This window comes from Deltaproteobacteria bacterium, from assembly GCA_009929795.1.
Classification (GTDB): domain Bacteria; phylum Desulfobacterota; class Desulfovibrionia; order Desulfovibrionales; family Desulfomicrobiaceae; genus RZZR01.
In genome coordinates this window covers 1-1,690 of record RZZR01000324.1, presented here as the reverse complement: position 1 = coordinate 1,690, position 1,690 = coordinate 1, and the positions used below count along the sequence as shown (strand labels likewise).

The window sequence follows — 1,690 nt, the reverse complement described above, 5'->3', positions numbered from 1 at the left end:
GGAGTGTAACTCCAACTGCCCCATTTTTGACGTTGAACCCTGAAGGTACCTTTGTAAACATAGTACCTTTGAACTTGGGTTCCATAAGGTGTCACGTCTTCACCCTCGGTATAATATTGGTAATATCCAGTGCTGGTGTTCTCTCCGATAAGATTGACCTTGCCAGGGCCCGGAGGCGGATTGACCCCCTGGGGCCTTGGGGTTGAGAGCCCTCCAACCATAACCTTGCGGGCAACGTCCACCCGCCTCATGGTCACCCAGTTGAGGAAATTTCCGTCCCAGGATCCGGCAGGGTCTCTTTTAAAGACGTTGCTCGAATACGAGTATTTCTTGTAGGGTTCGAAATAGCCGTAATACTTATTCGCGTGATCGTAGGCCGTCCCGTAGGCCGCTGAATTCATGCTCCCGGAGTTGTCCATGATGACCATGATATTGGGTGGCACGGCATTGACCTGGAACACGGGATAGGCTGTGTAGTCGGCCAGGGCGGGCTCCGCGGCCCAGACGGCCGATTGCGATCCTTGTAGCAGGACCAGGGCCACCAGACACAATGCTCCTCGAATGACAGTCTTCATCTCATAACCCTCCGGGTACTCCGGTTACTTTTCTATATGAGGCCTCGATATTAGCCGCGCTCTGGCGGTCACTTCGACCTTCGGACGTCTCTCGGAACATGATAGCCACTCCTCCGGCGGAACCGGTGCCAATGCCTTCGCCGCCACTGGCGAACTCCACGCCACCACCCGCGATATTGTCTGCCCCGGTGCGCTCCACAGCCACTTCGGCGCTCTGGGTGTCGTCGTGGAACTGAAAGATCAGCGCGATGGGCGCGGTTCCATTGGCCGTCGCATTGGTGAACCCCATGACGATGTTGACAAAATCGTCCTCGTCGATGGTCGGCTTGTTGTACGCGAAACCGGCGAAATCAGCCTCATTCGGGGCCACGCTCGTATCCACGGTCCGAGAAATGAGCTTGGGCGTGGCGTAAATCCCCCCCTCGGCGTCGTACAGGGCCGATTTATAGTCCCGCTCGTGGCTGGCGATCAGCACCTCCAGATAGCCCCGGTTAGACCCGGCAATGCCGACCAGGGTCAGGATCACCAACAGCACGAGGCTGACAAAGAGAATCGAGCCGTCGGTTTTAGTGTTCATATACGGCCCTCCAAAAAAACATGCTCAGTGATTGCGCTGCAAGGATACCTCTTATTGACATTACATGATCCTCGGAATCACCCGCTCGTACTGGACCCGCTTGCCCCAACGAATGTTTCCACCTTCCTGGGTAACCATCGTTCCTGCGGCGGTGCTGTTGTAATCCACCATGACCCGGACCGTCCTGGTATTCGGGGCATGAAGATCTTCAAACACGAGGACCGTCAATGTGTACGGGATGTTGTCTTCGGTGCTCTCAAAAACTTGGGTCCCATTCACGGCCGGCAAATCAGCCCAGTTTATTTGGATCAGTTCCTCGACCCGCTCTTCGGCTGTGGTGGACGTGGCCGTGATGTCCCGGCCGCTGTCGTTCTCTTTCAAATAGCCAATCTGCATGGCCCCAACCGCCAAGAGCCCGACGCTCAAAATGACCGTTGCAATGAGCAGTTCGACCAGAGTGAAGCCTTTCTCTCTCATGGCGTCCTCACAGGCCAATGTTGCGGAAATTCACGGTTCGGGTCAGGCAAAAATCCCCGGC

The 1,690-nt window shown here is 55.9% G+C and carries 3 protein-coding genes; all 3 read right to left on the bottom strand.

Annotated features, from left to right (window positions below; translation table 11 throughout):
• Nucleotides 1-575: hypothetical protein (locus tag EOM25_14665; GenBank protein NCC26419.1), on the bottom strand; the 575-nt coding region annotated here is incomplete at its 3' end.
• Between the two features lies 1 nt (nucleotide 576).
• Nucleotides 577-1,152: a hypothetical protein gene (locus EOM25_14660; protein NCC26418.1), complete on the bottom strand. Its 576-nt coding sequence runs from the start codon at nucleotides 1,150-1,152 to the stop codon at nucleotides 577-579.
• Nucleotides 1,153-1,212: 60 nt separating this feature from the next.
• Complete coding sequence (locus EOM25_14655; protein ID NCC26417.1) at nucleotides 1,213-1,659, bottom strand: prepilin-type N-terminal cleavage/methylation domain-containing protein; 447 nt, start codon at nucleotides 1,657-1,659, stop codon at nucleotides 1,213-1,215.
• Nucleotides 1,660-1,690: the final 31 nt, after the last annotated feature.

Coding starts and splice junctions, on each gene's coding strand:
- EOM25_14660 (NCC26418.1), bottom strand. CDS start 1,152: ATGAACACTAAAACCGACGGCTCGATTCTCTTTGTCAGCCTCGTGCTG.